This is a genomic window from Cohnella caldifontis (assembly GCF_029360585.1).
Lineage (GTDB): Bacteria > Bacillota > Bacilli > Paenibacillales > Paenibacillaceae > Cohnella > Cohnella caldifontis.
In genome coordinates this window covers 502,615-527,850 of sequence record NZ_JAQZSJ010000002.1, presented here as the reverse complement: position 1 = coordinate 527,850, position 25,236 = coordinate 502,615, and the positions used below count along the sequence as shown (strand labels likewise).

At 61.5% G+C, this 25,236-nt stretch carries 25 protein-coding genes; 23 read left to right on the top strand and 2 right to left on the bottom strand.

The annotated features are described in order from the left end of the window. Nucleotides 1-4 precede the first annotated feature (4 nt). From PTZ19_RS05430 to PTZ19_RS05415, 4 genes are all read left to right on the top strand, one after another. The gene (locus PTZ19_RS05430; RefSeq protein WP_276352823.1) at nucleotides 5-1,153 is read left to right on the top strand and encodes an FtsW/RodA/SpoVE family cell cycle protein; all 1,149 of its coding nucleotides are present in this window, start codon (nucleotides 5-7) and stop codon (nucleotides 1,151-1,153) included. Between the two features lie 137 nt (nucleotides 1,154-1,290). After that, nucleotides 1,291-2,268 (top strand): M23 family metallopeptidase, encoded by a 978-nt coding sequence (locus PTZ19_RS05425; RefSeq protein ID WP_276352822.1) that lies wholly within the window; start codon nucleotides 1,291-1,293, stop codon nucleotides 2,266-2,268. Next, nucleotides 2,261-3,136, top strand: a complete 876-nt coding sequence (locus PTZ19_RS05420; RefSeq protein ID WP_276352821.1) for a site-2 protease family protein — start codon at nucleotides 2,261-2,263, stop codon at nucleotides 3,134-3,136. Before PTZ19_RS05425 ends, PTZ19_RS05420 begins: the two co-directional genes overlap by 8 nt. Nucleotides 3,137-3,171: 35 nt before the next feature. Continuing rightward, complete coding sequence (locus PTZ19_RS05415; RefSeq protein ID WP_276352819.1) at nucleotides 3,172-4,407, top strand: Rne/Rng family ribonuclease; 1,236 nt, start codon at nucleotides 3,172-3,174, stop codon at nucleotides 4,405-4,407. Nucleotides 4,408-4,419: 12 nt separating this feature from the next. On the opposite strand, the gene PTZ19_RS05410 is transcribed toward PTZ19_RS05415, so the two are convergent. Beyond that, a complete protein-coding gene (locus PTZ19_RS05410; RefSeq protein ID WP_276352818.1) occupies nucleotides 4,420-5,208 on the bottom strand; it encodes an arylamine N-acetyltransferase family protein in 789 nt (262 codons plus the stop codon). Nucleotides 5,209-5,491: 283 nt separating this feature from the next. Here PTZ19_RS05410 and rplU point away from each other — a divergent pair, with 283 nt between their 5' ends. The 5 genes from rplU (at nucleotide 5,492) to obgE (ending at nucleotide 8,760) form a co-directional block, all read left to right on the top strand. Beyond that, nucleotides 5,492-5,803 carry a 50S ribosomal protein L21 gene (rplU, locus tag PTZ19_RS05405; RefSeq protein WP_276352817.1) on the top strand — a complete coding sequence of 104 codons (312 nt, stop codon included), beginning with the start codon at nucleotides 5,492-5,494 and terminating at the stop codon, nucleotides 5,801-5,803. Between the two features lie 15 nt (nucleotides 5,804-5,818). Then, a complete protein-coding gene (locus PTZ19_RS05400) occupies nucleotides 5,819-6,154 on the top strand; it encodes a ribosomal-processing cysteine protease Prp (RefSeq protein WP_276352816.1) in 336 nt (111 codons plus the stop codon). A gap of 15 nt (nucleotides 6,155-6,169) precedes the next feature. Then, complete coding sequence (rpmA, locus tag PTZ19_RS05395) at nucleotides 6,170-6,484, top strand: 50S ribosomal protein L27 (RefSeq protein ID WP_276352815.1); 315 nt, start codon at nucleotides 6,170-6,172, stop codon at nucleotides 6,482-6,484. Nucleotides 6,485-6,601: 117 nt separating this feature from the next. Then, nucleotides 6,602-7,381, top strand: coding sequence for a Spo0B domain-containing protein (locus tag PTZ19_RS05390; protein WP_276352814.1), 780 nt, complete (start codon nucleotides 6,602-6,604; stop codon nucleotides 7,379-7,381). A 47-nt stretch (nucleotides 7,382-7,428) separates the two neighbouring features. Continuing rightward, nucleotides 7,429-8,760 (top strand): GTPase ObgE, encoded by a 1,332-nt coding sequence (gene obgE, locus PTZ19_RS05385; RefSeq protein WP_276352813.1) that lies wholly within the window; start codon nucleotides 7,429-7,431, stop codon nucleotides 8,758-8,760. Between the two features lie 86 nt (nucleotides 8,761-8,846). Here the strand turns inward: obgE and PTZ19_RS05380 are convergent, their stop codons facing one another. Then, nucleotides 8,847-9,710, bottom strand: coding sequence for an HD-GYP domain-containing protein (locus PTZ19_RS05380; RefSeq protein ID WP_276352812.1), 864 nt, complete (start codon nucleotides 9,708-9,710; stop codon nucleotides 8,847-8,849). A 218-nt stretch (nucleotides 9,711-9,928) separates the two neighbouring features. Here PTZ19_RS05380 and PTZ19_RS05375 point away from each other — a divergent pair, with 218 nt between their 5' ends. The 14 genes from PTZ19_RS05375 to tgt all read left to right on the top strand — a co-directional run bounded on the left by PTZ19_RS05375 (nucleotide 9,929) and on the right by tgt (nucleotide 25,233). Beyond that, nucleotides 9,929-10,366 (top strand): ACT domain-containing protein, encoded by a 438-nt coding sequence (locus PTZ19_RS05375; RefSeq protein ID WP_276352811.1) that lies wholly within the window; start codon nucleotides 9,929-9,931, stop codon nucleotides 10,364-10,366. A gap of 49 nt (nucleotides 10,367-10,415) precedes the next feature. Further along, nucleotides 10,416-11,702 (top strand): homoserine dehydrogenase, encoded by a 1,287-nt coding sequence (locus PTZ19_RS05370; protein ID WP_276352941.1) that lies wholly within the window; start codon nucleotides 10,416-10,418, stop codon nucleotides 11,700-11,702. 86 nt (nucleotides 11,703-11,788) lie between these two features. Next, on the top strand, nucleotides 11,789-12,808 hold the full coding sequence (gene thrB / locus PTZ19_RS05365; protein ID WP_276352809.1) for a homoserine kinase: 1,020 nt from the start codon (nucleotides 11,789-11,791) through the stop codon (nucleotides 12,806-12,808). Beyond that, nucleotides 12,805-13,698: a prephenate dehydratase gene (gene pheA, locus PTZ19_RS05360; protein ID WP_276352808.1), complete on the top strand. Its 894-nt coding sequence runs from the start codon at nucleotides 12,805-12,807 to the stop codon at nucleotides 13,696-13,698. Before thrB ends, pheA begins: the two co-directional genes overlap by 4 nt. Nucleotides 13,699-13,701: 3 nt before the next feature. After that, on the top strand, nucleotides 13,702-14,580 hold the full coding sequence (gene ilvE / locus PTZ19_RS05355; RefSeq protein WP_276352807.1) for a branched-chain-amino-acid transaminase: 879 nt from the start codon (nucleotides 13,702-13,704) through the stop codon (nucleotides 14,578-14,580). 483 nt (nucleotides 14,581-15,063) lie between these two features. Beyond that, nucleotides 15,064-17,286 carry a LysM peptidoglycan-binding domain-containing protein gene (locus PTZ19_RS05350; protein ID WP_276352806.1) on the top strand — a complete coding sequence of 741 codons (2,223 nt, stop codon included), beginning with the start codon at nucleotides 15,064-15,066 and terminating at the stop codon, nucleotides 17,284-17,286. A gap of 66 nt (nucleotides 17,287-17,352) precedes the next feature. Next, nucleotides 17,353-18,072 (top strand): BofC C-terminal domain-containing protein, encoded by a 720-nt coding sequence (locus PTZ19_RS05345; RefSeq protein ID WP_276352805.1) that lies wholly within the window; start codon nucleotides 17,353-17,355, stop codon nucleotides 18,070-18,072. A 240-nt stretch (nucleotides 18,073-18,312) separates the two neighbouring features. After that, nucleotides 18,313-18,816 carry a crossover junction endodeoxyribonuclease RuvC gene (ruvC, locus tag PTZ19_RS05340; RefSeq protein WP_276352804.1) on the top strand — a complete coding sequence of 168 codons (504 nt, stop codon included), beginning with the start codon at nucleotides 18,313-18,315 and terminating at the stop codon, nucleotides 18,814-18,816. Then, on the top strand, nucleotides 18,813-19,430 hold the full coding sequence (gene ruvA, locus PTZ19_RS05335) for a Holliday junction branch migration protein RuvA (RefSeq protein ID WP_276352803.1): 618 nt from the start codon (nucleotides 18,813-18,815) through the stop codon (nucleotides 19,428-19,430). The genes ruvC and ruvA overlap by 4 nt, the downstream gene beginning before the upstream one ends. Nucleotides 19,431-19,458: 28 nt before the next feature. Beyond that, nucleotides 19,459-20,466, top strand: coding sequence for a Holliday junction branch migration DNA helicase RuvB (ruvB, locus tag PTZ19_RS05330; protein ID WP_276352802.1), 1,008 nt, complete (start codon nucleotides 19,459-19,461; stop codon nucleotides 20,464-20,466). Then, nucleotides 20,463-20,927, top strand: a complete 465-nt coding sequence (locus PTZ19_RS05325) for a thiol-disulfide oxidoreductase DCC family protein (RefSeq protein WP_276352800.1) — start codon at nucleotides 20,463-20,465, stop codon at nucleotides 20,925-20,927. Before ruvB ends, PTZ19_RS05325 begins: the two co-directional genes overlap by 4 nt. Beyond that, nucleotides 20,908-23,037, top strand: coding sequence for a SpoIID/LytB domain-containing protein (locus PTZ19_RS05320; protein WP_276352799.1), 2,130 nt, complete (start codon nucleotides 20,908-20,910; stop codon nucleotides 23,035-23,037). Before PTZ19_RS05325 ends, PTZ19_RS05320 begins: the two co-directional genes overlap by 20 nt. Beyond that, nucleotides 23,034-24,086 (top strand): tRNA preQ1(34) S-adenosylmethionine ribosyltransferase-isomerase QueA, encoded by a 1,053-nt coding sequence (gene queA / locus PTZ19_RS05315; protein ID WP_276352798.1) that lies wholly within the window; start codon nucleotides 23,034-23,036, stop codon nucleotides 24,084-24,086. The genes PTZ19_RS05320 and queA overlap by 4 nt, the downstream gene beginning before the upstream one ends. A gap of 13 nt (nucleotides 24,087-24,099) precedes the next feature. After that, complete coding sequence (gene tgt / locus PTZ19_RS05310; RefSeq protein ID WP_276352796.1) at nucleotides 24,100-25,233, top strand: tRNA guanosine(34) transglycosylase Tgt; 1,134 nt, start codon at nucleotides 24,100-24,102, stop codon at nucleotides 25,231-25,233. The last annotated feature ends 3 nt before the right edge of the window (nucleotides 25,234-25,236 follow it).

The following is a 25,236-nucleotide window of genomic DNA, read 5'->3' as shown; positions in this document are numbered from 1 at the left end:
GGGTTTGCTGAACAGATTGAAAAAAATGGACTGGATGATGCTCCTGATCCTCGTCGTGATGATGGGATTCAGCACGCTTCTGGTCCGGAGCGCGACGCACGGCAACCCCCTGTACCCGAATTACGATCTCAAGACGCTGATCTATTATGCCATCGGCTTCGTCGTCATCCTGGTATGCACTTTATTCGACTATCGGCTGCTGCTGAAAACGTGGTACGTGTGGTATGGAATCGGCCTGATCCTGCTGGTGCTGGTGTTCAAGTTCGCTCCGTCCATTAACGGAGCGCGCAGCTGGTTCGAGCTGCCGGGGGGACTCAAGTTTCAGCCGGCGGAATTCATGAAGCTGTTCCTGATCTTGGCCATCGCGGCCATCATGGGACGACGCCAGGGGGATCCCTTGCGCATGAAAAGCGACGTGCCCCTCGTGGCGGCGTCCGTTTTCATCCCTTTCGTCCTCGTCATGGTGCAGCCCGATTTGGGCAACGCCGTGATCTATATTTTCATCACGCTCGGCATGCTCTGGATCGGCAACATCCGATACACCTACGTGCTGGCGGGGATGGCCGCCGTCATCGGCCTGTTGATGCTGTTCGTCACGCTGTTCAACAGCTATAACACGGAAATATTCGATTATCTGAAAGCCCACGACAAGGTCCACTGGTACAAAAGGATCAACACGTACATCCACCCCGACGAAGTGTCGAGCGACGACAGCATGCAATCGAAATACGCGAAAATCGCGATCGGCTCCGGCGGATTGGCCGGGGACGGCTTTATGAACGGAGACTCCAAAAACCGCAAGTTCATCCCGTATCCGTATTCGGATTCGATCTTCGTCGTCGTCGGCGAGGAATTCGGCTTCCAGGGCGCGGCGCTGCTCCTGCTGCTCTATTTCCTGTTCATTTACCGGATGATCATATCCGCCTATCAAGCCGCGGATTTACGTGGTTCGTACATCATCATCGGAATCGCCTCCATGATGGTGTTCCAGATTTTCGAGAACATCGGGATGATGATCGGCCTCATGCCGATCACGGGCATCACGCTGCCGTTCATCAGTTACGGCGGCACGTCCCTGCTGCTCAATATGGCGTGTATCGGCTTGATCTTCAGCATCCGGGCCCACCAGAATAAACCGGAATCGGAAGTTTGACGGCGTCCCGCTTTCCCAAGCGCGGCGTCGTTTTTTTTGCTGCCGGGGTTCCGTATTTTTCGGGGATTTGTTTTGTCCTATTCGCGCCTTGTCCGCCATAAATTGAAAGTAGCAAACGCGGACAAGGAGGGCTTGGCATGGAAATCCGCGAGAACGTCCGGCGCCGCAGAAGACGGCGAATCGAGCAGTTGACGGGCGAGACGCCATTCGGCGCGTCCGTGAATCTGCCGCTGGCGGGGGACCGGATCCCGTCCGACCGGCCGGAAGGAACGGATAAGCCGGAACCTGCGCCGAAGCCGGCATCCGTTCGGCCGGTGCCGCCGGAAACCTATGCGTTTCCGACCGATCCGGCGATGCCGGAACCGGATATCGATCCGGAGAAATGGTGGAAGGAGCAGCAGAAACGGCTGAACCGCGCGGGCCCGTCCTGGCGGGGAATCGACAGCCTCGCGCCGACCTCGGTTCCGCCGGGATCGGATGCCGGCAAACGGCCGGTTTCCCGTTTCGCGGCCGGCTTCGCGATCCGGATCGCGATCTCGGCGGCGCTGCTCGCGGGCGCTTGGGGCTGGTTCCATTCCGATTGGCCGGGAAGCCGGGAAGCTCGGGATTGGACGGCCGAGGCGGTGTCCCGGGATATGGACTTTCAGGCGATCGAAGCCTGGTACGAGGAGCATTTCGGCGGTTCTCCGTCCTTTCTGCCCGTCTTCCGCGCGAAAGGGGAGACCCGCGAAGTATTCGGGGAATGGAACCGCAGCAAGGCGGTGCCGCCGGTCCAAGGCAGGCTCGTGCAGACGTTCGCCCAAGACGGGAGCGGCGTGCGGGTCGCGGCTGCCGGAGGGAGCGACGTCAAGGCGGTTTCCGACGGCCGCGTGATGCATGTGGCCGCGGAAGCGGACGGCAAGGCGACCATTCGGATCCAGCATGCCGGCAAAGTCGTGACGATCTACGGCAACGTGGAGCATCCGGCCGTCCGGGCGAACGATTGGGTGGAGGCGGGCCAGAAGCTGGGGAACGTCCCGGCCCCGCGGGACGAAGGCGGCGAAAGCCTGCTGTATTTCGCGGTGGAGCAGGACGGCAAATCGGTCGATCCCGCGGAAGTGGTGCCGTTTGGTTAAATGGCGGGGCATCGCGTTTCGGCTGCATCCCTTGTTCGTCCTCGTCATGCTGGGCGCGGTGGCGACCGGCCGGTTCCTGGAATTGGCCGCCTTGTTCGTCATCGTGCTGATCCACGAGCTGGGTCACTTGGCCGCAGCCCTGAAGTTCGGCTGGACGGTCAAAGAAGTGAAGCTGCTGCCGTTCGGCGGCGTCGTCGAAGTGGAAGAGGCGGGGGCCTTGCCGTCCAAGGAAGAAGCCTGGGTCGCCTTATGCGGCCCCCTGCAGAACGTTTGGCTGGCGGCAGCCGGCTGGCTCGCCGGACAAGCCGGCTGGATCGACGGCGGATGGGCCGAAGGATTCGTCCGGTCGAACTTGCTCCTGCTGTGCTTCAACCTGCTGCCGATCCTTCCGCTGGACGGCGGCAAGCTGCTGCAGACCTGGATCGGGCTATACGTGCCGTACCACCGGACGCTCCTGTGGTGCGCGAGGATCAGCCTCGTCTTCAGCGCGGCGGTCGTTATCGGTTCCGCGGCGCCCGTCGGGTTCGGGGGACATCTCCAGCTCAACCTGCTGGCGGTGGGCGCTTTTCTCCTGTACTCGAACTGGTTCCATTTGCGGAACGTGCCCTATTTGTTTTTCCGCTTCCTCGTCCATCGGAAGAGACGTTCCGAGCGCCGGATCGACGCGGGGGTGCTCGCGAGGCCGATCGTCCTGTCCGAGCGGCGCCCGGTTACGGCCGCCCTGCGCTTATTCATGAAGGAAGGCTACCATTTGATCTACGTCATGAGGCAGGGGCGCGTCGCCAAGGTGCTGCCGGAGGGGACGGTGATCGACGGGGTGCTGGGGCGCATGCATTCGGGGAATGCGGATTTCCGCTTTTTCAGGTAAAATAGAAAACAAACGGACGATATTCGGAGGACGGAATGAAACAGCTGTTTGTCCATTGCACCCGCGAATGGACGCAATTGGCTTTGCTCGAGGACGGCCGGCTGGCCGAACTCAGCGTGGAGAAGACGGAAGCGGCTTCCCTCGTCGGCAACCTGTATAAGGGCCGGGTCGTCAACGTGCTGCCCGGCATGCAGGCGGCGTTCGTGGACATCGGATTGTCCAGGAACGCTTTTCTGTACGTGGACGACGCGCTGCACCACCATTTGGAGAAACAGCCGAAGGACAAGCCTTCCATCTCGGAGCTGCTCTCCCCGGGGGACGAGCTGATCGTGCAGGTGATGAAGGAGCCGCTCGGGGGCAAGGGAGCCCGCGTCACGACGCACTATTCCTTGCCGGGCCGCTGGCTCGTCTACATGCCGGACGCCGATTACGTCGGGATCTCCAAAAAAATCGAGGCGGAAGCGGAGAGAACCCGGCTGCGCGCGCTCGCGGAGGAGATCCGGGGCCCGGAGGAAGGCATTATCCTGCGCACGAACGCGGAAGGCATGAGCCGGGAGGCGATCCTTTCGGATTTGCAAAGCCTGCGCCGGACATGGGAAGAAGCCCTCAAGCGGGGAGAGGCGGTGCGGGCTCCGGCGGAGCTCCACCGGGATTCCGGTCTCGTCCAGCGGATGGTGCGGGATATCGTCACCCCCGATACCGAAGAGCTCATTTTCGACGACGAGGCGCGTTTGGAGGAAGGGCGCGCCTACCTGCGGGCCGCGGCGCCCGAACTGGTCGGCCGGGTCCGTCTGCACCGGGATTCCGTTCCGCTTTTCGAGCGCTTCGGCATCAAAGAGCAGATCGACCGGGCTTTCCACCCCCGCGTCCGGCTGGCGAGCGGCGGCTACCTGGTATGGGACCAGACGGAGGCGCTGACGGTCATCGACGTGAATACCGGAAAGTATACGGGATCCGTCGATTTGGAAGAAACGGTGTTCCGCACGAATCTGGAAGCGGCGGAGGAAATCGCCCGGCTGCTTCGCCTGCGGGATGTCGGCGGCATCATCATCGTGGATTTCATCGACATGGAGAAGGAAGAGCATCGGACGCTGGTCGAACAGAAGCTGGAGGCGACGATGAAGCGCGACCGGACCAAGTGCCAGGTCGTAGGCTGGACTCGCCTCGGGCTGCTGGAAATCACCCGCAAGAAAGCCCGGGAGAGCGTCTCCAGCTTCTTCTGGGAAACGTGCCCGACGTGCAAGGGACGCGGAAAAATTTCGCTGCGTTGATCGGGTCCGGCGTTATCGGTTAAAGGTCAGTCCGAAATGTCGTCGCAAAACGGTTCCGAAATGCTCGGCGTCCATTTCTTCTTTGGAAACTTGCCCGTTCTCCCATACGGTGAACGAAGAAGAAGTTAACGTCATATGGCCAGTTAACGTCCGCATCGTGACCAGGGGCGTTCGATTGAACGGAGACTCTTCGTGCCGGGCGATCGTCGTTTGGATCGCGTCCAGGTCCGCGGGGCCGATTTCCGGCCGGCGCGAATCGAAGGCATACCCCGTTTTCCAGTCCGGATCTTTGTGTTTCAGTTTCATCTCCAGCACGTAATCCCCGTGTTCGGTCGTTTTTTTCGCCGCCCGGAATTCCCCGTTCTCCGAAGAGACGGTCCGCCCGGACAAAGGAACGGGTTTGAGCGGCAAGTTCCCTCCGAATCCCGCGTCGACCAGGAACGTCTCGCCTTCGTGCTTCAGCAGGATGGCGACATGGGTTCTGCCCAACGTCAAAAACGCCTGCTTTTTCTCGTTATACACGACTCCGTTCGTCAATGACGCGTCAAAGCCGGTTTCCTTCAAATAATAGTATAGGATCGGATTGATTTCGTAGCATAATCCGCCTTCCCGGCCGGACAGGATTTTATCCGCCAACGAACGTTTCGTGATCGGCCCGATCCGGTCCGCGAGGATGCGCAGGTTTTCGAACGGAATGCGAAGCGCCATCCGTTGCAATATTTCGTCAAGCCGATCGAACGACGGTTCCCAATCTTCCGGCAGACCGATCCGCCGATGAAATAACGCGCGAATAGAGTCCATGGTTTCCCCCTCCAATAACGAACAATCATCTCCATTATACCATGGATTTCCATCCGCGGGTGCCGGGCATGGCGGCCGCCGGTCGTTTTGGAAACAAACATTTGCAGAATTCGATTGAAAATGCCTGCCCATTGTGATAGTATAGTCAAGTGCGTGCAATGGTTTTGCATGCGGAAACCGCACTTATCAAGGTCGAGAAGACCGGCTCTGCTCTGGCTGAATCGCGAGGCCGCGGCATTCCGGCACCTTGTCGGGCGAGTCTTAAGTATGGGAGGTGCACCAGATGTACGCGATTATCGAAACCGGCGGCAAACAATACAAGGTTCAAGCAGGCGACGTCATTTTCGTGGAGAAGCTTTCCGCGAATGAAGGCGACAGCGTCACGTTTGACCGCGTGTTGGCCGTATCCGGAGACAAAGGCTTGAACGTGGGCAGCCCGCTGCTCGCAGGCGCCGTCGTGACGGGCAAAGTCGAAAAGCATGTCAAAGGCGAGAAAATCATCGTCTACAAGTACAAGCCCAAGAAAAACTACCATCGCAAGCAAGGCCATCGCCAGCCGTACACGAAAGTGACGATCGAAGCCATCCAGGCATAAGGCTAAGGTGCCGTCATGATTACGGTGAAGATCGAACGCGCAAGCTCTGGCCGGCTCCTGCGGTTTTCCGTCTCGGGCCATGCCGGCTTCGACGATCCCGGCAAGGACATCGTATGCGCGGGCGTATCGGCGGTTACCGTCGGTGCCGTCAACGCGGTCGAGAAGCTGACGGGGCTCGTGCCCAAGGCGAAAATGCGCAAAGGTTGGCTCCATGCGGAAGCGCCCGCGGGCGCCGATCCGGAGTCGGACCGCAAGGCGCAGCTGCTGCTCGAAGGCATGGTCGCCCAGCTGGAAACCATTGCGGATGAGTACGGAACGTACGTGCAAATAAAAGAAGTCATCCAACCATAAAGGAGGTTGAACCTCATGCTTAAGCTGAATCTTCAGCTTTTCGCCTCGAAGAAAGGCGTAGGCTCGACGAAGAACGGACGCGACAGCCGTTCCAAGCGTCTCGGCGCGAAGCGCGCGGACGGTCAGGTCGTAACGGCCGGCAGCATCTTGGTCCGTCAACGCGGAACCAAGATCCATCCGGGCAACAACGTCGGCATCGGCAAAGACGACACGCTGTTCGCGAAAGTCGAAGGCGTCGTCAAATTCGAGCGCTGGGGACGCGACCGCAAGAAGGTCAGCGTATATCCCGCCGAGCAGGCGCCGGTAGCGGCCGCTCTCGAAGCTGAATAATCATCCAGAATCCCGGCCGGCACTCGGCCGGGGTTTTTAGTCATCGGGGGATTGTTCCTTCAGGGGGGCCAAGCGGCCTTCCGGATTTCACTGACGAAGAGGGAAGGATGGAGGGGCTTGCGACCTGCATATCCCGATGGCGGTGCCCGACGGGGAGTCTGGGCATTCGCCACGCTTCCGGTTCCCGCGGCCGCCGTGTTTGTCTGGCGGGATTCCTGGTGGCCGTTGGTCCTATTCGTTCTCTGGACGGCCATGGCGGCGGCGTATTACGCGGTTTCGCTGAGGCGCGAGAGCCGCAGCCGCAGCGCCCGCATGCTCGAGAACGCCCGATCGTCCGCGCTCCGGACGCTCAGCCATCACCGCCATGACTGGATGAACGACCTGCAGATCTTATACGGATACATAAGATTGAACAAACCCGATAAAGCCGCCCAGATCGTGGACAGAATAAGGGAACGGATGGAGAACGACGGCCGCGTGTCGCAGCTTGGCAACACGGAGTTGTCGAATTTCCTGTTGTCTTTCCGCACGGTTTGCGATCATATGCGGCTGGACGTCAAAGTAGCCGAGGGAGTCAGCCTGGAGCGCGTGACGGCGGATCCGGCCAAGCTGTCGGCTTGTTTGATCGGCTTGATCAACGCCGCTCGGTTCCGGGCCGTGACCCCGTCTGCCGGGGAAAACGTGCTGTCCCTCTACTTACATGCGACCGATGACGGCTTGCGCGCGGAATTCGCCTACGAGGGGCAATGGGTGTCCGGCAAAAGCTTGGCCGAAGAAGCGGCAGGCTTGCTGAACGGATTGGGACAACTGAAGGAAACGGAAGGGACGGAAGCGGCCGCGGGAACGTGTTGGCGGATGCTGGTTCTTTTCCCGACGTCTTTCCCGGCCGTCGAGTAAAGTCGGCTGCTTGGGGATGCAACCACCGAATCGGAGTTGAACGCATCATGTTTGTCGACAAAGCGAAAGTGTTCGTGAGAGGCGGCGACGGAGGGGACGGATTGGTCGCCTTCCGCCGCGAGCTGTACGTACCGGAAGGCGGGCCTGCCGGCGGGGACGGCGGCAAAGGCGGAGACGTCGTGTTCCGCGTGGACGAAGGGCTGCGCACGCTGATGGATTTCCGCTACCAGAAGCATTTCAAGGCGCCCCGCGGCGAGAAGGGCCGCAACAAGTCCCAGCACGGGGCGAACGCGGAGGATTTGATCGTGCGCGTGCCGCCCGGGACCGTCGTCGTGGATGACGATACCGGCGAAGTCATCGCGGACATGACCCGGCATGGCCAAGAGGTCATCGTGGCCAAAGGCGGCCGGGGCGGGCGCGGCAACACGCGTTTCCGTTCTCCGAGCAATCCCGCGCCGGCCATTGCCGAGAACGGCGAGGAAGGCCAGGAACGCTGGGTCGTGCTGGAACTGAAGGTGATGGCGGACGTCGGGCTCGTCGGATTCCCGAGCGTCGGCAAATCCACGCTGCTCTCGGTCGTCTCCGGCGCGCGGCCGAAAATCGGCGCGTATCATTTCACGACGCTGACCCCGAACCTGGGCGTCGTGGACTTGGGGGACGACCGCAGCTTCGTCATGGCCGATTTGCCGGGTCTGATCGAAGGGGCGCATACGGGAGTCGGCCTGGGTCATGAATTCCTGCGCCACGTGGAGCGTACCCGGATCATCGTGCACGTCGTGGACATTTCGGGTGCCGAAGGGCGGGATCCGTTCGAAGACTGGGTCAAGATCAACGAAGAGCTGAAGCTCTACAATCCGAAGCTGGCGGAACGCCCGCAGATCGTCGCGGCGAACAAAATGGACATGCCGGAAGCGGGCGAACATCTCGAATCGTTCCGGAGGCAGCTGGAAGAGACCGCCCCCGGCACCGAAGTGATGCCGATTTCCTCCCTGACGCGTCAAGGCGTGCAGGAGCTGTTGTACCGGGTGGCCGATCTGCTGGATTCGCTGCCCGAACCGTCGGAGATGGAAGAAGCGGAGGAAACGGGAGCGGAAGACGTCGTCTACCGGTATGAGGGGACGGGCGAGAACGAATTCCGCATCCGCCGGGAGAACGAGACGTTCGTGGTGGAGAGCGAGTCGATCGAGAAGCTGGTGCGGCGCACGCAATTCGCTTCCTACGAGGCCGTCATGCGGTTTGCCGCGATTCTTCGGAACTTGGGCGTCGACGCCGAACTGCGCAAACGCGGGGCCAAAAACGGCAGCACGATCCGGATCGGGGACTTCGAGTTCGAGTTTTTCGAGGGAGCGTCCGAGGATTATCTATACGACGACGTTTAAGGAAGCCAAGCCGATTCGCGGACGCGCAAGCGCCCGGCCGAATCGGTTTTTTCGTCTCTTGGGAAGACCGCGGCCGGGATACGCGTTCAGCCGATGACGCGCTCCAGGCGCAGCTCGGGCTCTTTGCCCAGGTCCACGAAGGTACCCCCGAGCTGAATGAGGGGAGCCGTCGGGTCGACCGGGTTCAGCATGACGATTTTACCCCGGCGGCCGTCCGACAGTTCGGCCGCGCATCCGACCATGGCGTTCATCAGCCGCTGCGTGAACGCGTGCAGGATGCGGGGGTCCAGGCGGCCGAGCGAACCGTTATACATTTGGCGGAGCACTTCGTAAAAAGGCGATGCGGGACGATACATCCGGTCGCTGCCGAGCGCGTGGAAAACGTCGGCCACGGCGGTGATCTTGCTGAGCGGATCCGTCCGCGAACCCGCGAGGCGCAGGGGATACCCGGTCCCGTCTTCCCTCTCGTGATGCTGCAAGGCGATCAGCGCCGACCTCCGGCTCAGACCGACCGTCCGTTCGAGCATCTCGTAACCGATCACGGTATGCCGCTTCATTTGCTCGAATTCTTCCTCGTCGAGCGGGCCTTTCTTTTCCACGATCGATTCGGACAGCCTCAAGCTCCCCGCGTTGTGCAGCAAAGCCCCGACCGTCAGCATGTTGACCTCGTTTTCGGGCAATTCCAGCCATTTTCCGATCAATGTCGCGATGATGCTGACGGCGACGGGATGGCGGTACAAGTAGTCGTTTTTGGACCTGAGCGCAAGGAGCAAGGGGTACACGTCCGCGCGTTCGATGACTTCCTGGATGAGCGGCAAGACGTATTCCCGGATTTCCATGATCGGGATTTGCCCTTTCTGGCGGATGACGCCCGACAGTTCTTCCATGCGCCGCACGGCTTCGTCGACTTTGGGCATCCAATACGGATCTTTGACTCGGACGGTTTGCATAAGATCCCCCTCCGCAAAATCGGATGGATTTAGACATCAGGCACGATTTTCCAATGTTATTCGACATTGTAGAACGAGGGACTGAAAATTTTCTGAACAAACCGGAATCGAACCGAAAAAATGCGGCGTCGAAGCCGGTAAGCCTATTGCCGCCCTGCAGCCGTTCCGTTATAATGTCCTCTATAAATAAACAAACGTCTCTTACGGGAGGACGGATTATGGCGGATCGCTATTACGCCGTCCGGGAGGACCTGCTGCCCGAGGGCATTCTGAAAACGGAGCAGGTCAAGGAACTGCTGCGCCGCGGGGAAGCGGCGACGGTCCACGAGGCCGCCGAACGGGCGGGACTCAGCCGGAGCGCCTTCTATAAGTACAAAGACGGAGTATACTTGCTGGAGCAGGCCGGCAGAGAGCGGATCGCGACGCTGAGCCTGGACCTCGAGCACCGTTCGGGCGTCCTGTCCAAGGTACTGGGCATGCTGGCGGCGTGCGAGGGGAACGTGCTCACGATCCATCAATCGATTCCGCTGCAAGGATTGGCCAATGTCGTCGTATCGCTGGAGACATCCGGCTTGCAAGGAACGCTTCAGGATTTGATCGAACGCCTCCGGGATACGGAAGGCGTCAAGAAAGCCGCGGTTGTCGGCCGAGGCTGATGGATGGATAAAGCAGCGGGAAAACGCGGGTGGAGGAGGAATGGCGGAATTGAAACCGATCAAGGTGGGGCTGCTCGGCCTCGGAACGGTCGGCACGGGTGTCGTCCGGATCGTGGAGGGGCACCATGACGACTTGATGAACCAAGCGGGCTCTCCGATCAGCATTCATAAAATATTGGTGAAGGACCGGAACAAACCGCGCAGCATTTCGATCGATCCGGCCAAGCTGACCGAGGATCCTCTGGATATCGTCCGGAATCCCGATATCGACGTGATCGTCGAGGTCATGGGCGGAATCGCCGGAACGAAAGAGCTGATTCTCGAAGCGCTCGAGCGGGGCAAACACGTCGTGACCGCCAACAAGGATCTGATGGCGCTTCACGGGCCGGAGCTGCTGGCCAAAGCCCGGGACAAAGGCTGCGACATCCTGTACGAGGCGAGCGTCGCCGGCGGCATTCCGATCATCCGGACGTTGATCGAGGGCTTCTCGTCCGACCGGATCACGAAGATCATGGGCATCGTCAATGGCACGACCAACTTCATTTTGACCAAAATGAGCCAAGAAGGCGCCGCGTACGAAGAGGTGCTGAAAGAAGCGCAGGCCCTCGGCTATGCCGAGGCCGATCCGACGTCCGACGTCGAAGGGCTGGATGCCGCGCGCAAAATGACCATTCTCGCGACGCTCGGCTTCCGCGCGCACATCGCGCTGGAAGACGTGGACGTGAAAGGCATCAGCTCCGTGACCCAGGAAGATATCCAATACGCCAAACAGCTGGGCTACGAAGTCAAGCTGCTCGGCATCGCAGACCGGCAGGACGATTACGTCAGCGTAAGCGTACAGCCGACGCTGGTGAAGGCCAGCCATCCCCTGGCTGCGGTCGGCGGCGTGTTCAACGCCGTTTACGTGCACGGGGAGGCCGTCGGGGAGACGATGTTCTACGGACCTGGGGCCGGCGAGATGCCGACGGCGACGTCCGTCGTCGCGGACCTCGTCGCCGTGGTCAAAAACGCCAAGCTGGGCGTAAACGGTCGGCAGGCGAACATTTCCTATAAGGAAAAGAAACTGAAAACCGACGAGCAGATCGCGTCGAAATATTTCATGCTGCTGCACGTGGAGGATCGCGCCGGCGTGCTGATGCAGATCGCGCAGGTGTTCGCGGACTACGACGTGAGCATCGAATCGGTCATGCAGCCCCCGACGCCGAACCGGCAGGGCGCCGAGCTGATCATCATTTCGCATGAGGCGACGAAAGCCTCGATGCAGCAGGTGCTGAAGGCTTTCGGAAATCTGTCTTCCGTGAAGGCCGTCAAGAGCGTATACCGCGTCGAAGGCTGACGGGTTTCGGCTTCTTACGGACGGCATCGCTCGATGAACGGACGTAAACGGACGGATCGCCGCAATACGATAAAAGGAGTTTTACGATGTTGGATTCCAAACGCCCCCGCGTGCCATCCCCTCCCCGAACCCGGGAGTCCCGCGCCATCGTGCCCGCCAGCACCGCCAATCTGGGCCCGGGTTTCGATTCGCTCGGCATGGCGCTCCCGATATTCGCCGGCGTATCCATGAAAGCGGCGGAGCGCACGCGGATCCGGCTCGCCGGTCCGAACCTGGACGGCGTGCCGACGGACAAGACGAACTGGATGTACGCGATTGCCCAGCAGGTGTTCTCGCGCGCCGGCGCGGACGTACCGGAGCTGGACATCGCGATCGAAAGCGACATTCCGCTCACCCGAGGGCTCGGCAGCAGCGCGGCCGCGATCGTCGGCGCGCTTGCGGCGGCGAACGGGCTCATCGGCGGCGTGCTCGGGAAGGACGAGCTGTTCCAGATGGCGACGGCTTTGGAGCGCCATCCCGATAACGTCGGAGCCGCCCTTTACGGCGGTTTCGTGGCGGCGGCCTGGGACGGCGAACGCGCAGCGGCCGTCCGGATGGAACCTCCGGCCGGACTGGACGTGCTGGCGGTCATCCCGGCTTTCGAGCTTTCCACCAAGGCGGCCCGGGGGGTTCTACCCGAGCAGGTGTCCATGGAGGACGCGGTGTTCAACGTCAGCCACAGCTCCTTGCTCACCGCAGCGCTAGCGTCCGGTCAACTGGACGTGCTCCGCCGCGCGATGAGGGACCGCTTGCATCAGCCTTACCGGACTTCGATGATTCCGGGCATGACTGAGGTGCTGCAAGGCGCGGCCGATCACGGGGCGCTCGGCGCGGTGCTTTCCGGCGCGGGCCCGACGCTGCTTATGCTCGTCCGCGAGGATGAGCCAAGACGGGTTGAACTGGAAGATTACGTGAGGAGCACGATGGGCGCGGCTGGCGTTCGCGTCGAGGCGCGCTGGATGAAGCCATGCGCGCTGGGCGCCGAGGTGACCGTCCTGGATCGGGACGGAGAACCGGAACCGCCTTTGACCGCCGCGCTCGGCAAACGTCCGGAGGTGAGAGCGTGAGCGCCCGCAGAAGCGTAGCCGTGCTGCCCAAAGGCACGGTCTCGGACGAAGCCGTCCGGTATTTGTTCCATGACCGGGATGTAGAGCCGGTCTATTGCAAAACAATCGCCCAAGTATTCCAGACCGTCGATTCGGGGCGGACGGACTGGGGAGCCATTCCGATCGAGAATACGATCGACGGTTCCGTGAATCTCCATATGGACTGGCTTGTGCACGAGGTGGACTTGCCGATCCGGGCGGAATGGGTGTATCCTTCCATTCAGAACCTCATCGGCCGCCGGGAGGAACTGTCGGGCGAAGAAGGCTCGTGGGATCCCGGGAAGATCGCGAAGGTATTCAGCCATCCGGTCGCCATGGCCCAGTGCCGCCAATTTTTGAGAGCCAAGCTTCCCCATGCCGAGCAAGAGACGTTGCCGAGCACCTCGCAGGCCGTGCAGCTGGTGCAGGAAAACCCGGGCAGAGGGTGGGCCGCGATCGGCACTTCCCTGGCCGCGGCGGATTTCGGTCTCGACGTGCTGGAAGCCGGCGTCACGGACCATGACAACAATTTCACGCGGTTTCTGCTGGTCGGCCGAGTTCCGTTCGAGAGTCCGAAGTCGGTTTCGGAAAGAACGACCGTCCTGGTCACGCTGCCGGAGGATTATCCGGGCGCGCTGCATCAAGTGCTGTCGGCATTCGCCTGGCGCCGGATCAACCTGTCCCGCATCGAATCCCGGCCCACGAAGAAAAAGCTGGGCAGCTATTATTTCTACATCGATATCGAGATGTCTTTGAATACGGTTCTGCTGCCGGCCGCGATCGAGGAGATCAAGGCGATCGGCTCCCAGGTCCGCGTTCTAGGATCATATCCTACCATTCCATACCAGGAAACCAAACCGGAGGTGCGCTAAACGATGGCAGAGCAATGGATTTATTTGAACGGGGAGTTCGTCACGAAGGAAAACGCCAAAGTTTCCGTGTTCGACCACGGCTTCCTTTACGGCGACGGCATTTTCGAAGGCATTCGGATTTACGACGGCAACATTTTCCGCTGCAAGGAGCACCTGGACCGGCTGTACGATTCCGCCAAATCCATCATGCTCGACATCCCGCTGAGCTATGAAGAGATGCAGGCCGCGCTGGTGGAGACGCTTCGGAAAAACGAGATGCGCAACGGCTACATCCGTCTCGTCGTCTCCCGCGGTCCCGGCAATTTGGGGCTGGACCCGACCCGCTGCCCGAAAGCATGGGTCATCATTATCGTCGACCAGTTGGCCATCTACCCGGAAGAGTCGTACAAGAACGGACTGCGCTCGATCTCGGTCAGCCAGCGCCGCAACATCCCGGACGCGCTCAGTCCGAAAGTGAAGTCGCTGAACTATTTGAACAATATCCTCGTGAAAATCCAGTCCAACCTGGCCGGAGTAGGCGAAGCCATCATGTTGAACGCGCAAGGATACGTGGCGGAAGGATCGAGCGACAACATCTTCATCGTCAAGCGCGGCACGGTCTATACGCCTCCGACCTACGTCGGCGCGCTCGAAGGCGTGACGCGGGGCGCGATCATGGACCTGTGCGGCCGACTGGGGTATAAGCTGAAAGAGGAGCCGTTCACGCTGCACGACGTATACGCGGCCGACGAAGTGTTCTTCACCGGCACCGCCGCGGAAGTCATCGCCGTCCGCGAGGTGGACGGCCGGATCATCGGCGCGGGCAAAGCCGGACCGATCACGCTCCATTTGCTCGAAGAGTTCCGTAAAATCGTCACGGCGGAAGGCGTTCGCGCTTTCTGAGGGGCTGCGCGACTCGGCGCACGAATGCACGCAGGCAGGCTGCCTGGGGATGACCCCGGCAGCCTGCCGTTTTGATTTGGCGTATGAACGGAGAAAGCGCGGGCTGCAGGCTCAAAAATGGCGGGTGGAGGGAATGAGAGGAGGTTCGCGTGGGCTGGAGGCACGAAAAACGGCGGCTCAAGCGGATGAGCGGAGGAGAACAACCCGTTTCCGAGCCAACGTTAAGAAACTTTTATTCTTAACGTGTCGCTATTGCCTGCTGCTTAGATCGAATTAAAAAACTTTCTTTCTTAACTGGTGGCGAAAACTCGAAGTTGTGATGCACTGGCGCGTGGGTCTGAACATTCGGCAGTTCCGCAACGGTTCGAACGCCTATTTTTTCCTTCCCGCTTGATGTCAAATGCCCATTTTCTGCATAGGATGTAGGGATTGCGGGGCAAGTGCCCGCTTATGAGCTTATGCCATGGACCAGGAGGGAACGGCGTGAAGATTCATATGGTCAAAAAAGGCGACTCGATGTACTTGATTGCCCAAAAGTACAACGTGCCGCTGGAGGAACTGATCAAAGCCAATCCGGAAATCCCGAACCCAGATCAAATCGACGTCGGCATGAAGGTGAAAATCCCGGCGGCGCCTAAGCCGACTTACGAGGTGATGCACCAGCATACGGTTCAGCAAGGGGATACGCTGTGGAAGCTCTCGAAAGCTTGGGGCGTTCCGCTGGCGGACATGATCGCGGCGAATCCGCAGCTGAAAAATCCGAACGTGCTGCTGACGGGAGAAGTGGTCAATATCCCGAAAATGCCCGCAGGAGGAGCGGCCGCGGAGATGGGGGCCAACCCCTGGATGCACGGAAAGAAATTTACCGGGGTCAAAGCGGAAACGGGCATCAAGCCGGAAGCCGTGGAACCGATGCCTCTGCCTGAACCGCTGCCCGAGCTGCCGGCCATGCCTCCTATGAAAGAACCCGAGAACTTGCCGATATCGCCCATCGCGAAAGAACCGATCAACGCTCCGGTCATGCCGATCGAGAACGAACCGATCAACGCTCCGGTCATGCCGATCGAGAACGAACCGATCAATGCCCCTGTCATGCCGATCGCGAACGAACCGATCAACGCACCGATCATGCCCTTCGCGAACGAACCGATCCATGCTCCGATCATGCCGTGCGCGAACGAACCGATCAACGCACCGATCAGGCCCTTCGCGAACGAACCGATCCATGCTCCGATCATGCCGTGCGCGAACGAACCGATCAACGCACCGATCAGGCCCTTCGCGAACGAACCGATCCATGCTCCGATCATGCCGTGCGCGAACGAACCGATCAACGCACCGATCATGCCCTTCGCGAACGAACCGATCCATGCTCCGATCATGCCGTTCGCGAACGAACCGATCAACGCACCGATCATGCCCTTCGCGAACGAACCGATCCATGCTCCGATCATGCCCTTGGCGAACGAACCGATCCACGCGCCTTTCATGCCCGCCGCCAACGCACCGGTGATGCCGGAAGCCGCCGCCAACCTTCCCGTCATGCCCGAAGCCTACGCCAACGCTCCATTTTCGCCGATCCATGAGGCAAACCTTCCCTATCCGATGCCCTACCCGCACGAGCATGATCTGTTCGCCCAATATCCGATGCCCGCCGTGGAGGCGTCCTCGCAAGCGCACCCGATACCGGCGCCCTACCCCGTCATGGGCGCGGAAGCCCATGCTGGCATGGCTCCAGTCGGGCCGGCGTACGGATACGGACACCTCTACGGCTACGAACACGGATACCACCATTTCGGTTATCCATACGCGGTTGACGGAGGATACGGCCCGGCACCCGGCGAAATCGAAGGCGCAGTCGGCAGCGTCTATCATCCCATGGATATCAGCGGATACAGCGCCCCTATGGGCGGATTCGGCGACATTTCTCCCGCGGCCGGCCAGATGGCCCCCGCGGCGGGAACGAACGCCGGAATGACCGGCGTCACCGGATATTTGCCGGTTTACGCGCCCGGACTCGTGTCGCCCGCATCGACGGCAAAGCCATCGGGAAGTTCTTGCTGCGGAGGCGTTCCGGCCGCGCAGACCGTTCCGACGGCCGTATCGCCGGCAGCCACGGCCGTGCCGTCCTACCCTGCCATGCCGCAATATCCTGTAAACGCGCCGGTCAGTACGTACCCGGCGGGCATGGGATACTTTCCGCAAGCGGGGTATCCGACCGCCGTCTCTCCTGCAGCGGAGGCGTACCCGGGGCTCGGCATGACCCCCGGAGCGGCCAATCTCCCGTATGGCCATCCCTATGAAGCCTATCCGGCTGCGCCGTTCGGCGGAGTTCCTTATTCCCCTTATCCGTACGATGGGGTCGGCGCGCCGTCCTTCGGGCCGCCCGGATTCGTATCGCCGGCCGGATTCGGAACGGCACCCTTTTTCCCGGATGGAACGGCGGTTTCTCCTGCCTATGCAGGGCCCGGGGTTTCCGCTTATCCGCAGTTTCCCGGGTATGCTTCCCCCGCCGACCTTCGGGACGACGAAGCCGGCCCGGCGGCAACGACCGATTTGACCCTCCACTCGGCGGACGATTCGGAACCGGCGCCCGCGCCTTCCCCGTCAAGGGCAAAGAAACGGAGCGCGCCTCCCAAGAAGAAATCGCGGTCGCCGCGGAGAAGCTCGCCCAGAAGCAAAGAAAGCCTTCCTTGGATCCGATAAGCAAGTAAGCGCATAGGACCGGAATCCCCAGGCTAAAATAGTGAAAAAGCAGAGAAGGGGATTCCGGTGTTCGTCTTCCGCGCGCTCAAGGAACTGAAGAAAAAGCTGAAAAGAAGACGCCGCCCGGTTTTGTCGCTCGGCATGCTGGCCGCCGTTTTCACGGCGGCTTCGGCATCCGGGGTCGGAACCGCGGTACTCATCCAGAAAGCGATCCTGCACGGCGACGCTAAACCCGTCGTCCAGCCCGTCGCGGATTCTCCGTACGCGTTCTTGACTTCCGAAGGTACGGGACAAGCCCCCGAAACCGCGAGTGACGCCGTGATTCAAGCGCTGGCGCGGTGGGACGGCGAGGTCGAGATCGTGCTTCACCGCGTATACTGGTGCGGGGAAGAACGGCGTCTGTTGGGACGCCGGTCCGCGCCGGAAGCGGCCAAGCTGCTCAGGTCGCACCGGGAATGGAGCGCGGCGTTCGACTCGGACGGCCGCCTCGTACTGGAGGAGACTTCCCATGATCCGTCGCCCGCCTGCCGCAAGACGGCCTATATCGGCATGGACACGGACGGGAATTTGTCCTTGTTTGACGGCCCGCCCCGGAAAGACAATGTCGTCCGCACCTTCTTCCAGTTGGACGTTCGAACGCTGGAATCCAGCGTATCCAAAGAAAGGCTTCACGAGCTGGCCAGCGGCATCAAAGTAACCGACCGGGATGAATACGACAGCGTGTTGTCCGCTTTCAGCGATTACGCCGCCCGCAAATCCGCGGGGGTCATGAAATCCGTGCCGTAGCGGCGTAGCGGCGGCTCCGATCACCTTCCTCTCCCCCAGGCGCTCCCCGCGGAGCGTCTCTTTGCCGTGACTTTCGTTCTGTTCTCATAGGTGCGAACATTTGATATAATACGAGGAAGCAACTGCGACCGCTCTGTGCGAGCGAAGCGCGGACACCGGTCGTCAGGAAACTGCGACCGCTCTGTGCGAGCGATGCGCGGTCGACAGCAAGCGACAAGCAGAGAGCGGGGTTCGGATCGGATGCGGGTATTGGGAATCGACCCCGGGATCGCCATCATGGGATTCGGATTCATCGACAAAAACGGGCATCGCCTCGTTCCCGTGCAATACGGCAGCATCGAGACCGAAGCCGGGACCCGGACGGAGGAGCGGCTTCGGCAAATCTATGAAGCTTCCTGCTCGTTATTGGACCGTTATCAACCGGATACGATCGCCGTGGAAAAGCTGTTTTTCAACAAAAACGTAACCAACGCCTTCAGCGTCGGGCAAGCGCGGGGCGTTTTGCTGCTGGCGGCGGCGCAGCGGGGGCTGCCGGTCGGCGAATACACGCCGATGCAAGTGAAACAAGCGGTGGTCGGATACGGAGGCGCGGAGAAAAAGCAAGTCCAGGAAATGGTGAAAATGATGCTGAAGCTGCAGTCGGTGCCCAAGCCCGACGACGTGGCCGACGCGCTCGCGGTGGCGATTTGCCATGCGCATTCCAGCGCGCTGAACGATCGGTTGAACGGAGTGAAGCCTTCATGATCGACTACCTGCGGGGACGCCTGGCCCACGTGGAATCCGAATACGTCGTGCTGGACGTGCATGACGTGGGGTACCAAGTTTTTACCCCGAATCCTTACGGACTTACCCGTTCGGAGGAACCGTTGCAGCTGTTTATCCATTATCACGTCCGCGAAGACGCGGTCCAACTGTTCGGTTTTCCGACCCGCGAGGAGCAGGCTTTGTTCCGCCGGCTGCTCGACGTTTCGGGGATCGGGCCGAAGGTGGCGCTCGGCGTGCTCTCCGGCGGCCGGCCGGAGACGATCGCGGCAGCCATCCAGCAGGAAAACCTGAGTTTCCTGACCAAACTGCCCGGCATCGGACGCAAAACGGCCCAGCGCATGATCCTGGACCTCAAGGACAAACTCGGCAGCGGTTTGCCGGCCGCGGCCGCGGCCGATTTCGCCGAGTCCTTGCCCGCAGCGGGCCCCGGCGAAGGCTCGGCCTGGGCCGCCGCGCGGGAAGCGCTCGCGGGTCTCGGATACCGCGAAGCCGAGCTGGACCGGGCTTGGCACGCGATCAAAGACCGCGTCACGGACCGGGATACGCCGGACGCCCTGATGAAGAAGGCGCTGCAGCAGCTGTTCCAGGGATGAAGCCGCCTGGGGAAGGAGGCCGTGAAGCATGGAAGACCGAATCGTCACCGCCCATCTGATGATGGAAGACCAGGCGGTGGAATACAGCCTGCGTCCCCGATACCTGGCGGAATATATCGGACAGGCGCAAGTCAAGGAGAACCTCAAAATCTACATAGAAGCGGCCAAAATGCGCCGCGAGCCGCTCGATCACGTGCTCCTGTACGGGCCTCCGGGGCTCGGCAAGACGACGTTGTCCAATATCATCGCCAACGAGCTCGGCGTGAACATCCGCACGACCAGCGGCCCCGCCATCGAACGGCCGGGCGATTTGGCGGCGATTTTGACGAACCTGCAGGAGAACGACGTCCTGTTCATCGACGAGATCCACCGATTGCACCGGACGGTGGAGGAAGTGCTGTATCCGGCCATGGAAGATTTCGCGCTCGATTTCATCATCGGCAAAGGTCCGAGCGCGAGGTCCGTCCGGCTGGACCTGCCCAAATTCACGCTGATCGGAGCCACGACCCGGGCGGGTTTGCTCTCCGCTCCGCTGCGCGACCGGTTCGGCGTGGTGAGCCGCCTCGAGTTTTATACCGAGGAAGAACTGGCTTATATCGTGTCCCGGGCCGCGGACATCCTGAACGTCGGGATCGTCGGGGAAGCTTCCCGCGAGATCGCTCGCCGATCCCGGGGGACGCCGCGCATCGCGAACCGGTTGCTCAAGCGGGTCCGAGACTACGCCCAAGTTCGAGGGGACGGCATCATCACCGACGAGATCGCCCACGACGCCATGGAGCGGATCCAGGTCGACCCGATGGGACTTGACGCCATCGACCATAAGATGCTCCTGGCCATGATCCAGAATTACCGGGGCGGCCCCGTCGGCCTGGATACGATCGCGGCCATGATCGGCGAAGAGAGCCAGACGATCGAAGACGTGTACGAACCTTACCTGATGCAGATCGGGTATATTCAGCGAACGCCCAGGGGCCGCGTCGTCGCGCCGGCGGCCTATCGCCATCTCGGGCTTCCGGTGCCGGAGCGGCAAGCATGAGCAGCCCGGCGCAACTTCCCCGGCTGACGGTCGTCTATGATGGGGAGTGCAATTTGTGCCTGGCGACGGTCGACAAGCTCCGGCAAATGCCGGTCCGCGCGGAGCTGACTTTCGTGCCGCTGCAGAAGCTGATCGGCGGCGAAGTGAAGCCATGGGCAGGCATCGCGGACGTTCCCGTCCGCTCCCTGTCAGCCCAACTCCACGTCACGGATGAAGCGGGCCGCCGATTCAGCGGGGCGGACGGCGTCCTCAAGCTGCTCGGCTGCATTCCGTCTTTGGCCTGGCTGGCGGCGATCGGAAGATGGCCCGGTTTCCGTACGGTCTCCATCGTCGCCTATCGCCTCATTGCACGGTACCGTTATCGATTGTTTGGACGTACATCCTGCTCGGACGGGGTTTGCGCATTGCCCCGCCGCGCACCGGAAGGCGAAGGAGGCGGGCATGACCATCCCGAACCGTAAAAGATTTCCGTTTCGCGCTGCCGCGGCGGCGCTGCTCGCGGTTTTCATCGCCGCGGGCTCCGCTCCCGCGCCGTCTTTCGCCGCGGTGGACGTGCCCGACCGCATCCGCGTGGCGTTATTCCTGAACCTGCCCTCCAAAAACTTCACCTCCCTGACCCCGATCGCGACGCTTCAATCCGCGGGCGGACTGAGGATCGGCTGGCGGAATCCCAATCAGACCGTTTCGATCGGAACGGCGGCGCCGAATCAGCCGACGCGGTTCGCGATGGACGGTTATCGGGCGCTCGTGTTGGAGACGGGGGATCTGAGCGGCGCGCTTGCGGTGCAGAAAATCCTGCAAGCTTCGACCAACGCCGTTTTCGTGATCAAGCTGTCCAAAGGCGGCAAACCCGTCTATCAAGTATCGGAAGGCGTGTACGCTACGCCGGCCGCAGCCTCCGCCGCATTGGCGAAGTGGCGGCCGATCGTCGCCGCCAGCGGGATTCCGGCTTCGGCGAACCCCAAAGTGGCCGGCCCTTGGGCCGCCGAAGCGGGGCCTTACCCGGGACCCGCCGAGGCTGCCGCGGCCGCGGAACAGATCGGGAACGCGGGACTGGACGCGTTCGTCGCCGTCAAGGCGGAGAACGGGGCGCCGGCCTACTATGTCCGGATCGGGCAGGAAGCCGACGCCGCGGGCGCGACGGCCGTCCAGAAAACCGCCTCCGCGGCCGGCGCATTGAACGTGAAGCTGCCGCAGCTTGACCAGCCCTATGCCGTGATCCGCAACGACGTGACGTTGGCCGGCTCGGCCGGAGCCGCTATCCCGCTTTACGCCTTTCCGGCTTCGGCGGGCGTCGTGCTGCGGGCGGATCCTGCCGGGGACGGCGCGATCCAATTGACGGAACGGGGCAACCGTTCCTACCGGGGCTCCTTGGAAGTGAGCGAATTCGGCGGGGCGCTGGCCGTCGTGAACGACGTCGATTTCGAGCAATACCTCTACTCCGTCGTCGGCGCGGAAGTCGGATCGGGCTGGCCGGCGGAAGCCCAGAAAGCCCAGGCGGTCGCCGCCAGGTCCTACGCGCTCTCCTTGGGGAACGGATTCCAAATCGCCAGCGTCGTGGATACGACGCTAAGCCAGGCGTATTTCGGGGTCGGATCCGAAAATCCGAATTCCACGGCCGGCGTCATCGCGACGAAAGGCGAAGTGCTCACGTATGACGGCAAACCCATCAACGCCGTGTTCTCTTCGAACGCCGGCGGCGTCACGGCCGACAGCAAGACGGAAGCATGGGGGAATGAAACGCCGTATTTGTCCAGCGCGAAAACGAGTCCCGACGACGGTCCCCAGGAAGGATTGCCGGACTGGTACGACGTCGCGCTGCTCTCCGGGCAGCGCGGTTATATCCGGGCGGACTTGCTCGCGGACGCCGGAACGAACGAAGCGGGCATCAAGACGATGTCGGTAACGGCCGACGGAACGGCGCTGCGGGTGCGTCCCAAAGTCGAAACGGCAGCAGAGCCGCTCGCCCGTCTGTCGGCGGGCACCCTGGTCGTCCCGCTGAAGAAAGTCCCAGAAAATACCGCGTACAGCTGGGTGGAAGATCCTTTCACGCCGGACGAGCTGCTCGCGAGCTTGAACAAGTACCTGAAAATCCCGGGGCCGCTGCGAACGTTGGAGGTATCGGGCCGCGGTCCGTCGGGACGGGTGACCCAAATGACGGTCAACGGCACGCCCTACGCGCTGAAATCCCCCGATTCCTGGCGGAGCGCGCTCGGCGGCGTCCGCAGCACGCTGCTGACCGTCGAAGAGACCGCCCGGATGACGGTGCTCGGAAGCGCGGGCGCGACCCGGGAGCTCCCCCGGGACGGCGGATCGGCGATGCAGGCGATCGGAGCCGACGGCGCGGCGGGCACGCCGGACAGCGGGAATCTGTTCGTCATGGACGCCTCCGGACAAGTCCGCGTCGCAACGCCCCAGCCCTCTTTCATCCTTTCGGTCAAAGGATACGGCCATGGGCTCGGAATGTCGCAGTACGGCGCCAAAAAGCTGGCGGAGCAAGGGAATGACTACCGTTACATTCTGCAATACTATTACCAAAATGCAATCATCGAGAAGGATGCGGGCGGATGAAAGTCAGCGATTTCGATTTCGAACTGCCGGAGCGGCTGATTGCCCAAACGCCGCTTGCGGAGCGCACGGCCTCCCGGCTGCTCGTACTGCACCGTGCGGACGGGAGCATCGAGCACCGGACGTTTACCGATCTGGCGGAATACCTGGGGCCGGGGGACACTCTGGTGCTGAACGACACGAAGGTGCTGCCGGCCCGCCTGATCGGAGCCAAAGCCGATACGGGCGCCAAAGCGGAACTGCTGCTGCTCAAGCGGCTGGAGGGCGATCGTTGGGAAGCGCTCGTGAAACCCGGCAAAAAAATCCGGCGCGGGACGGAGCTTCATTTCGGAGCGGCCGAGAACGGAGGCGCGCCGCTTCTTACGGCTATGGTCGAGGAAGAGGGAGAGATGGGCGCCCGAGTCGTCCGCTTTCAATACCGGGGGATTTTTCAGGAGTTGCTGGACCGATTGGGCCAAATGCCTCTCCCTCCCTACATAAAGGAAACGTTGGATGATCGGGACCGCTATCAGACGGTATATGCCCGGAACGAAGGATCCGCCGCCGCCCCGACGGCGGGTCTGCATTTTACGGAATCGTTCCTGGAGCGGCTGGAAGCCCAAGGGGTCAAGCTGTGCCGCATCACGCTCCACGTCGGACTCGGCACGTTCCGTCCCGTGTCGGCGGAAGAGGTGCAAGAGCACCACATGCACGCCGAATGGTATTCCGTCAGCGGGGAAAGCGCGGCGCTGTTAAACGAAGCGAGGGCATCCGGCGGCCGGATCGTCGCGGTGGGCACGACCTCGGCCCGCACGCTGGAAACGATCGGCCAGCGTTTCGGGGAAGGACCGATCGAAGCCTGCAGCGGCTGGACCGACATTTTCATTTATCCGGGCTACCGGTTTACCCTCGTAGGCGCGCTGCTGACGAACTTCCATCTGCCGAAGTCGACGCTCGTCATGCTGGTCAGCGCGCTGGCGGGCCGCGAGAAAATCCTGAACGCTTACCGGGAAGCCGTAGCGGAGGAGTATCGCTTCTTCAGCTTCGGAGACGCGATGTTCATCACGGAGTAGAGAGGAGACAAGCATGGCCGTCCGTTACGAATTGATCAAAACCTGCGCCCAGACGGGGGCCCGGCTGGGGCGGCTGCATACGCCGCACGGCACGATCGACACGCCCGTGTTCATGCCGGTCGGCACGCAGGCCACCGTCAAAGGAATGAGCCCCGAAGAGTTGAAGGATCTCGGCGCCCAAATCATCTTGAGCAACACGTACCACCTGTTCGTCCGCCCCGGCCACGAGTTGATCCGGGAAGCGGGGGGCTTGCACCGGTTCATGAATTGGGACCGTCCCATTCTGACCGACAGCGGCGGTTTCCAAGTGTTCTCTTTGGCCGAAAACCGCAAAATCTCGGAGGACGGAGTGGAATTCCGCTCCCATCTGAACGGGGACAAGCTGTATTTGTCGCCGGAGGTTGCCACCGCGGTGCAGAACGCGCTCGGTTCCGACATCCTGATGGCGTTCGACGAATGCCCTCCTTATCCGGCGGACTACGAATACGTCAAACGGTCGACCGAGCGGACGAGCCGGTGGGCGGAGCGCTGCCTCAAAGCGCATGCGCGTCCCGGGGACCAGGCGCTCTTCGGAATCGTACAGGGCGGCATGCATGCGGACCTGCGCCGGATGAGCGTGCGCGATTTGACTTCCCTGGATTTTCCGGGGTATTCTATTGGTGGGCTCAGCGTGGGCGAGCCTAAGCCGCTCATGTACGAAATGCTGGAGGAGACCGTTCCTCTTCTGCCGTCGGACAAACCCCGCTACCTGATGGGTGTCGGTTCTCCGGACGCCCTGGTGGAAGGCAGCATCCGGGGCATCGACATGTTCGATTGCGTCCTGCCGACGCGGATCGCCCGCAACGGCACCGTCATGACGAGCCGGGGACGGCTGGTCGTCCGGCACGCCAAGTACGCGAACGATTTCGCCCCGCTCGACCCGGAATGTTCCTGTTATGCTTGCCGGAATTATTCCCGCGCCTATATCCGCCATCTGATCAAAGCGGACGAAATGTTCGGGCTTCGTCTCACTACCGTGCATAATCTCCATTTCCTCGTGGAATTGATGCGCCGAATCCGCGAGGCGATCCGGGCAGACCGGCTGCGCGATTTCCGGGACGAATTTTTCGAAAGCTATGGAATGGACCGTAACGAAAGCGGTTTTTGAGAA

Coding starts and splice junctions, on each gene's coding strand:
- PTZ19_RS05425 (WP_276352822.1), top strand. CDS start 1,291: ATGGAAATCCGCGAGAACGTCCGGCGCCGCAGAAGACGGCGAATCGAG.
- PTZ19_RS05415 (WP_276352819.1), top strand. CDS start 3,172: ATGAAACAGCTGTTTGTCCATTGCACCCGCGAATGGACGCAATTGGCT.
- PTZ19_RS05410 (WP_276352818.1), bottom strand. CDS start 5,208: ATGGACTCTATTCGCGCGTTATTTCATCGGCGGATCGGTCTGCCGGAA.
- rplU (WP_276352817.1), top strand. CDS start 5,492: ATGTACGCGATTATCGAAACCGGCGGCAAACAATACAAGGTTCAAGCA.
- PTZ19_RS05400 (WP_276352816.1), top strand. CDS start 5,819: ATGATTACGGTGAAGATCGAACGCGCAAGCTCTGGCCGGCTCCTGCGG.
- rpmA (WP_276352815.1), top strand. CDS start 6,170: ATGCTTAAGCTGAATCTTCAGCTTTTCGCCTCGAAGAAAGGCGTAGGC.
- obgE (WP_276352813.1), top strand. CDS start 7,429: ATGTTTGTCGACAAAGCGAAAGTGTTCGTGAGAGGCGGCGACGGAGGG.
- PTZ19_RS05380 (WP_276352812.1), bottom strand. CDS start 9,710: ATGCAAACCGTCCGAGTCAAAGATCCGTATTGGATGCCCAAAGTCGAC.
- PTZ19_RS05375 (WP_276352811.1), top strand. CDS start 9,929: ATGGCGGATCGCTATTACGCCGTCCGGGAGGACCTGCTGCCCGAGGGC.
- thrB (WP_276352809.1), top strand. CDS start 11,789: ATGTTGGATTCCAAACGCCCCCGCGTGCCATCCCCTCCCCGAACCCGG.
- ilvE (WP_276352807.1), top strand. CDS start 13,702: ATGGCAGAGCAATGGATTTATTTGAACGGGGAGTTCGTCACGAAGGAA.
- ruvC (WP_276352804.1), top strand. CDS start 18,313: ATGCGGGTATTGGGAATCGACCCCGGGATCGCCATCATGGGATTCGGA.
- ruvA (WP_276352803.1), top strand. CDS start 18,813: ATGATCGACTACCTGCGGGGACGCCTGGCCCACGTGGAATCCGAATAC.
- ruvB (WP_276352802.1), top strand. CDS start 19,459: ATGGAAGACCGAATCGTCACCGCCCATCTGATGATGGAAGACCAGGCG.
- PTZ19_RS05325 (WP_276352800.1), top strand. CDS start 20,463: ATGAGCAGCCCGGCGCAACTTCCCCGGCTGACGGTCGTCTATGATGGG.
- PTZ19_RS05320 (WP_276352799.1), top strand. CDS start 20,908: ATGACCATCCCGAACCGTAAAAGATTTCCGTTTCGCGCTGCCGCGGCG.
- queA (WP_276352798.1), top strand. CDS start 23,034: ATGAAAGTCAGCGATTTCGATTTCGAACTGCCGGAGCGGCTGATTGCC.
- tgt (WP_276352796.1), top strand. CDS start 24,100: ATGGCCGTCCGTTACGAATTGATCAAAACCTGCGCCCAGACGGGGGCC.